Source organism: Roseateles aquatilis (assembly GCF_002205645.1).
Classification (GTDB): Bacteria; Pseudomonadota; Gammaproteobacteria; order Burkholderiales; family Burkholderiaceae_C; genus Roseateles; species Roseateles aquatilis.
This window is the reverse complement of sequence record NZ_NIOF01000008.1, coordinates 90,340-97,175: the sequence shown is the minus strand read 5'-3', so window position 1 is coordinate 97,175 and position 6,836 is coordinate 90,340. Positions and strand designations below refer to the sequence as shown.

9 protein-coding genes are annotated in these 6,836 nt (G+C 68.9%); 1 reads left to right on the top strand and 8 read right to left on the bottom strand.

The features are described from left to right. Positions 1–256: 256 nt before the first annotated feature. Genes CDN99_RS17855 through CDN99_RS17835 form a run of 5 tightly spaced genes read right to left on the bottom strand, consistent with a single transcriptional unit; the run spans position 257 to position 4,566 of the window. Entirely contained in the window at positions 257–868 is a 612-nt protein-coding gene (locus tag CDN99_RS17855) for an SCO family protein (protein ID WP_088386238.1), read from the bottom strand. Continuing rightward, a complete protein-coding gene (cyoE, locus tag CDN99_RS17850) occupies positions 865–1,773 on the bottom strand; it encodes a heme o synthase (protein ID WP_088386237.1) in 909 nt (302 codons plus the stop codon). Before cyoE ends, CDN99_RS17855 begins: the two co-directional genes overlap by 4 nt. Then, positions 1,770–2,918 (bottom strand): COX15/CtaA family protein, encoded by a 1,149-nt coding sequence (locus CDN99_RS17845; protein ID WP_088386236.1) that lies wholly within the window; start codon positions 2,916–2,918, stop codon positions 1,770–1,772. The genes cyoE and CDN99_RS17845 overlap by 4 nt, the downstream gene beginning before the upstream one ends. Positions 2,919–2,954: 36 nt before the next feature. Beyond that, complete coding sequence (locus CDN99_RS17840; RefSeq protein ID WP_141100851.1) at positions 2,955–3,674, bottom strand: SCO family protein; 720 nt, start codon at positions 3,672–3,674, stop codon at positions 2,955–2,957. Then, positions 3,667–4,566, bottom strand: a complete 900-nt coding sequence (locus CDN99_RS17835; RefSeq protein ID WP_238139583.1) for an SURF1 family protein — start codon at positions 4,564–4,566, stop codon at positions 3,667–3,669. Before CDN99_RS17835 ends, CDN99_RS17840 begins: the two co-directional genes overlap by 8 nt. Before the next feature lie 26 nt (positions 4,567–4,592). On the opposite strand from CDN99_RS17835, the gene CDN99_RS17830 reads away from it, so the two are divergent. Further along, positions 4,593–4,802, top strand: coding sequence for a DUF2909 domain-containing protein (locus tag CDN99_RS17830; protein WP_088386234.1), 210 nt, complete (start codon positions 4,593–4,595; stop codon positions 4,800–4,802). Positions 4,803–4,942: 140 nt separating this feature from the next. Here CDN99_RS17830 and CDN99_RS17825 read toward each other — a convergent pair whose 3' ends face one another. The 3 genes from CDN99_RS17825 to CDN99_RS17815 all read right to left on the bottom strand — a co-directional run bounded on the left by CDN99_RS17825 (position 4,943) and on the right by CDN99_RS17815 (position 6,823). Beyond that, on the bottom strand, positions 4,943–5,827 hold the full coding sequence (locus CDN99_RS17825; protein ID WP_088386233.1) for a cytochrome c oxidase subunit 3: 885 nt from the start codon (positions 5,825–5,827) through the stop codon (positions 4,943–4,945). Between the two features lie 103 nt (positions 5,828–5,930). Next, positions 5,931–6,182, bottom strand: coding sequence for a DUF2970 domain-containing protein (locus CDN99_RS17820; RefSeq protein ID WP_088386232.1), 252 nt, complete (start codon positions 6,180–6,182; stop codon positions 5,931–5,933). A 14-nt stretch (positions 6,183–6,196) separates the two neighbouring features. Beyond that, a complete protein-coding gene (locus CDN99_RS17815) occupies positions 6,197–6,823 on the bottom strand; it encodes a cytochrome c oxidase assembly protein (RefSeq protein WP_088386231.1) in 627 nt (208 codons plus the stop codon). Between the last annotated feature and the right edge of the window lie 13 nt (positions 6,824–6,836).

Sequence of the window (6,836 nt, the reverse complement as noted above, 5' to 3'; positions counted from 1 at the left end):
GGTCACCCACGTCCACGTCCACGGCCACGGCCACGGCCACGGCCACGTCCACGTCCACGTCCACGTCCACGTCCACGTCCACGTCCACGTCCACGTCCACGTCCACGTCCACGTTTGCGATGGTGATGGTGATGGAGGCCGGAGGGAGCCCGGGGGGCCGACCGATTTTGTGAAACCTATGAGGGCGGCCCCCCGGGCTCCCGCAGGCCGGCGCTCGGTCCGACGATAGAGAATCCCGGCGGGGAAAGAGCCCCCGTCACTGCCCCGCCAACAACGCCTTGATATCCCCCATCAGCGCCTGCGTCCCTGCGCCATAACGCGAGAACACCCTCACCCGCCCCTGCGGGTCGAACAGGAAGCTGGCTGCCGTGTGGTCCATCGTGTAGCTGTCGGGCGTCTTCCCCGGCACCTTCGCGTAGTAGACCTTGAACTCCTTGGCCACTTCCTTCAGCTGCTCCGGCGACCCACGCAGCGCGACGAAGCCGGGATCGAAGCTCTCCAGATAGGCCTTCAGCAGCTCCGGCTTGTCCCGCTCCGGATCGACCGTGATGAACACGCCCTGCACCTTGTCGCCGTCCGGTCCCAGCGCCTTCTTGACCTGAGCCAGCTCGGCCAGCGTGGTCGGGCACACGTCCGGGCATTGGGTGAAGCCGAAGAAGACCACCACCACCTTGCCCTTGAAGTCGTCCAGGCTGCGAGTACGCCCGTACTGGTCCGGCAGGCTGAAGCCACGCGCGTAGGCGGCGCCGGTCAGGTCCACGCCCTGGAAGCTGGGTTTCGATGCCGAGGAGAACCCGAGCTTGTCGCAGCCCGCGAGCAGGGTCGCGGCACCGAGGGCGGTGAGGCAGAGGGAGCGTCTTGAGATCATGGCAACCAGGGACTCGCGTAGTGATCCAGCAGCAGCGCGCCGAACAGCAGCGACAGGTGCAGGATCGAGAACATGAAGGTGCGGCGCGCCAGCGCCTCGGAATAGTCGCGCCACAGCAGCCAGGCGTAATGGCAGAACTTCAGGCCCAGCGCCACCGCCGCGACCAGGTAGATCCAGCCGCTCATGCCGGTGAGGAAGGGCAGCAGCGTCGCCGCGAACAGCACCCAGGTATAGAGGAAGATTTGCAGCCGCGTGAACTCGTTGCCGTGCGTCACCGGCAGCATCGGCAGCCCGGCCTTGCGGTAGTCCTCGCTGCGGTACAGCGCCAGCGCCCAGAAGTGCGGCGGCGTCCACAGGAAGATGATCAGGCACATCAGCCAAGCCTCGGCGCCCAGGTCGCCGCGCATCGCCGCCCAGCCCAGCACCGGCGGCATCGCGCCCGACGCACCGCCGATCACGATGTTCTGCGGCGTCAGCGGCTTGAGCACCACGGTGTAGATGATGGCGTAGCCGACGAAGGTGGCGAAGGTCAGCCACATCGTCAGCGGGTTCACCAGCACGTACAGGATGGCCGAGCCCAGCGCGCACAGCACCGCCGAGAACAGCAGCGTCTGGTTGCGGCTGAGCTCGCCGCGCGCCGTCGGCCGCCACGCGGTGCGCTTCATCTTGGCGTCGATGTGCTGCTCGATCAGGCAGTTGAACGCCGCCGCCGCGCCCGCGACCAGCCAGATGCCGGCCGTCGCCGCCAGCAAGGTGCCCCACTCGGCGCCGCGCGGCAGCCCGGGGATGGCCAACGCCATGCCGATGACCGCGCAGAACACAATCAGCTGCACCACCTTCGGCTTGGTCAGTTGGTAGAACTGCCACCAGCGCGAGGGCATGGCGGCATGGGTCGCGGAACTCATTTCAAACTCACGGTCAGGGTGCCGGCGCGCAATCGCGCCAGCACGATGGAACATATCAGCAGCAGCGCCGCGGCGCCGCCCGTGTGGGCCACGGCCGCCACCAGCGGCCAGCCCAGCACCACGTTGGACAGGCCGGAAACCAGTTGCCACGCGCCGACAGCCAGCAAGCGCCGCGCCCAGCGGCGGCTCTCGCCGGCCGGATCATGCGCGCCGTGGCGCCACGTCGCGAACGCCATCGCCAGCAGCGCGGCAAACACGATCATCGCGCCGACGCGATGGGTCAGGTGGATCGCCGTCAGCGCCTCGAACGGCAGGTAGCCGCCGTGCGCGCCCCGGCCGAGCTCGCGCCACAGCGTGAAGCCATGGTCGAAGTCGGTCGGCGGCAGCCATTGTCCCTGGCAGGTCGGGAAGTCCTGGCAGGCCAGCACCGCGTAGTTCGTGCTGACCCAGCCGCCCAGCGCCACCTGCAGGATCGCCAGCAGCGTGAAGGCCGCCATGCCCGCGCGCAAGGCCGGCGGCCAGCGCAGCGGGCGGGGCGCGTAGGACTCGGCCTGCCACGCCAGCAGCATCAGCAGGCCCAGCGCCAGCAACAGGTGCCCGGTCACGATGGCGGGGAACAGCTTCATCGTCACCGTCCAGGCGCCGAAGAAACCCTGCACCAGCACCCAGACCAGCGACAGCGTCGCCCACCACGGCGACGGCATGGGCTCGCCGCGCGCATGCCCGGCGCGCCGCAGGCGCCAGCTCTGGATCGCCAGCACCAGGATCAGGAAACCCACCGCCCCGGCCAGGTAGCGGTGCGTCATCTCCACCCAGGCCTTGCCGTGCGTCACCGGACCGGTGGGCATGGCCGTCTGCGCGGCGTGGATCTCGTCGCGCGCGCCGACCGGCGACGCGCTGCCGTAGCAGCCCGGCCAGTCCGGACAGCCCAGGCCCGAATCCGTCAGCCGCGTGAACGCGCCGAACAGGATCAGGTCGAAGGTCAGGAAGACCGTCAACACCGTGAGCGCCCGCAGCCGCTGCGCCGGTCCGGCGCTGCGCTGCCGCAGATGCCACCACAGCAGCGGCCCCGCGCCGAGCAGCGCGGCCATCGCCAGCAGCTCCAGCAGCGGCTCGAAATCGAAGCCGGTCGCCAGTCCGTTCATGCCAACCCGTTCATGCGCGTGACCTTCCCATGGCGCTCAGCGCCCTGGCCGGTCCCAGCCGGCGTTGGCGCGCATCAGGCGCTCCAGGTCCTTCTTCAGCGCCGTCGGTTCCGGCGTGGCCGGCGACCGCAGCATCCAGCGCCCCATCGGGTCGACCAGGAACAGGTGCTCGCCCATCCGGTGGCCGGGCGCGGCCATCAGCCAGCCCTCCAGCACTTCGCGCTTCGCGCGCAGCACCGTGGCCGGCGCGCCGTGACCGGTCAGCGCGTCGATCTGCGCCGGCGTCAGCGCGACGTCGTCCGGCACCAGCACCAGCTTGTCGAGCTTGTCGCGGTCCTTGCCCAGCATCTCGCGCAGCTGGCGTTGCATGAACAGCATCCGCTCGCAGCCGGAGTCGCAGGTCCGGTCCGGCACGTAGGTCAGGAGCCACTGCCCTTGCAGCGTCTTCGCGGGCACCGGCGCGCCTTGCAGCGTCGTGAGCTCGAGCTCCGCCGGCATGTCGCGCGTCGGCGTGATCAGGTCGCTGTAGGCGCGGCCGCGCAGGTCCAGCACGTAGAAGCTGAAGTAGGACGCGATCACCGGCGCGGCGCACACGGCCAGCACCAGCCACAAGGTCCATCGCGAGCGCGAGCGTTTCGGCGGATCGAGCTCCGGCAGCGGCAACGAATGCACCGCCATCGTCACCGGCCCGTCCGGCGGCAAAGGTGTGTCGACCGGCGCGGGCGCCGCCTCGGGTTGGGTGGACGAGTCATTCATCGGCGCGGACGGCTCGGCCAGCGCGAGAGGGGGCGAGGACTTGGAACCAGACATAGAGACCCAGAATCAGCGCCGCAAGCGCAAACCATTGAAAGGCGTAACCGTAATGCTTGTGGACGTCGACCGCCGGTGGCGGCCAATGGCGCCGCAGACCGTCGCCCGAATTCGAGCCGGTGGCGCGGAGCGCGCCGACCGCAGCGGCGGGGCCCTCGACACCCGTGGTGTCCTGCGACCCGCCAAGGCGATCGGGCTCGCCTTGCAGCAGCACCAGCGGAAGCAGGCGCAACCCGGTTTCGGCCTGGAAGGCGACCAAGTCGACATTCTGCCGGATCGGCCGCGTCCCCACCTCCCGCCCCAGTTCATAGGCCCGGGACAGCGAGGCGGCCAGTCGACCGTCGATGCGCACATCGCCCGACGGCGTCGCCACGGGCGGCAGCGCGTCGCGTTGCGCGGCGTTGCGGGGAGCCCAGCCGCGCTGCACCAGGATCGCGTCGTGGCGGCCCGCCAGCTTCAGCGGCGTGACCACGTAGAAGCCGGTGTGGCCGTCCATCACTCGGTTGTCGAGGTAAACCGTGTGCGCGACGTCCCAGCGACCGACAAGTGTCGCGCGCCGGTGCTCCAGCGCCGCGGACGGCGGCAGGTCCGCGGGCGGCAAATCGGCGGCGGCCACCGGGAGTTGCAGGGCGCGCTCGTCGATGGCCCGCTGCAGCGCCCGCTTCTGGTCCGCCCGGCTCAGTTGCCACAGCGCGAGCGACACCGTCATCGCCACGCCGGCCACCGTCGCGACCAGCAGCAGGCCGCGGCGGCGACCTGTCGTCGCGGCGCGCCCGGACGCCGTCGTCTTCCCCGCCTCAACCATGCGCGCCTCCGGGCCGGGCCCGATGGCCGCCACGGGGGCGGGTGGAATAATCGATCGCCATGAAAATCATCGTCCTCGTCGCGTTCATCGGCATTCTGGGCGCACTCGCCGCCGCCGGCGTGCTGATGCTGCGCAAGCAGAAGGGCAAGGCCACCATGGCCCGCGCGCTGACCGTCCGGATCACGCTGTCGGTCGCGCTGTTCCTGTTCATCCTGTTCAGCGCCTACATGGGCTGGATCCACCCGACGGGCCTGCCACTGGGCAAGTAGGCGCCGACCCCCGGCACGTCTCCACCACGCGGGCCCCGGCGATCATCGCCGGACCGGCGTTCGCAAAACCGGACGCCGTAAAAACAAAGCGCCGCTCGATGCGGCGCTTCGTCAGGGGCGTGCGTGCGGAACCGGCCGGATCAGAGCCAGTAGACGACCACGTACAGGCCCAGCCACACCACGTCCACGAAGTGCCAGTACCACGCCGCGCCCTCGAAGCCGAAGTGGCGCTCCGACGTGAAGTGGCCCTTCATCAGCCGCAGCGTGATGAACAGCAGCATCAGCATGCCCACGAACACGTGGAAGCCGTGGAAGCCCGTCAGCAGGAAGAAGGTCGAGCCGAAGATGCCCGAGTTCATCTTCAGGTTCAGCTCGTGGTACGCGTGGAAGTACTCGTAGCCCTGGAAGCCCAGGAAGGTGATGCCCAGCAGCACCGTCAGCCACATGAAGCCGATGGTCTTGGCGCGCTGGCCGGCGATCAGCGCATGGTGCGCGATCGTCAGCGTCACGCCCGAGGTCAGCAGCAGCGCCGTGTTGATCGTGGGGATGGGCCAGGGGCCCATCGTCGAGAACGCCTCCACCGTGCCCGCCGGCGAGGCCGTCGCGCCGGGCGACACGCTCGGCCACAGGCCGGCGAAGTCGGGCCACAGCAGCGCGTTGTCCAGGCTGCCCAGCGTCGGAATGCTGTAGCCGCGGGACCAGAACAGCGCCCCGAAGAACGCGGCGAAGAACATCACCTCCGAGAAGATGAACCAGCCCATGCTCCAGCGGAACGACACGTCGATGCGGTCGCTGTAGAGGCCGCCCTCGCTCTCGCGGATCGCCTCGCCGAACCACTGCGTCAGGATGAAGGCCCACCACACCAGCCCGAACAGCAGCGCGTAGGCGCCCCAGCCGTGGCCGTTGATCCACTGCCCCGCCCCCAGGATCACCCAGAACAGGCCGAAGGCGGCCATCGCCGGGTGCCGGGACGGGCCGGGCACGAAGTAGTAGGGGGTATGCCCATGAGTCGTCGTTGCCGACATGCCTGTATCTCCTCGAACTCGGTCTGAACTCGTCTCTGAACTCGTCTTCAACTTCGAAAATCGGTCCAACCCATCGTCTGTCCGGGGCCTGCCCGGGCGTCGCTCAGGAAAGCGCCGCGCCGCTGCTCACCACCCACCGGACCAGCAGCACCAACCCCAGCACGAACAGCGCCGCGGCGATCACGCCGGCCGCGATGACGTGCAGCGGATTGAGCTGCGATACATCCTTCTCGTACTCCGATCCCTTGCGCACGCCGAAGAAGGACCAGGCCACCGCCCGCAGCGTGCCCCAGAAGGAGCCCTTGCGCTGTGCCGCGAGCTTCAGGTCCTCGCCCGGCTTCAGGTGATCGGTCATCGTCGTCGCCGCGCTCAGCCGCCGGCCGCCTGGACGGTCGCGAGATCCGTCCGCAACACCGGCGCCGCCGCCTGCGCCTTGCCCTTGCCGGCCACCTCGAAGAAGGTGTACGACAGGGTGATGGTCTTCACGTCCTTCGGGATCTTCGGATCGATGACGAACACCACCGGCCACTCCTTCTGCTCGCCCGGCTTCAGCGTGTATTCGTTGAAACAGAAACACTCCAGCTTGTTGAAGTAGGGCGTAGCCTGCTTGGGCGCGTAGCTCGGGATCGCCTGCGCGGACATGGTCCGCGTCTGGATGTTCTGGAACGTGTACATCACCGTCGTCAACTCGCCCGGGTGGACCTCCAGGTGGCGCTTGGCCGGCTTGAAGTCCCACGGACCGCGCGCGTTGGCGTCGAACTCGATCGTGATCGTGCGGCTGCGATCGACCTGCGTGTTCTTCACGTCCTCGGCGCGCACCGCATGCTGGCGCTCCGACAGCGACAGCACGTTGATGCCCAGCGCCGTGCAGATCGCGCGGTACATCGGCACCAGCGCGTAACCGAAGCACGACATCACGCCCACCACCACCAGCAGCTTGCCGGTCATCCGCAGGTTCTCGCGACGGATCCAGGCGGGGAGTTTGGACGGGGTCATGGTCGATGTCGGG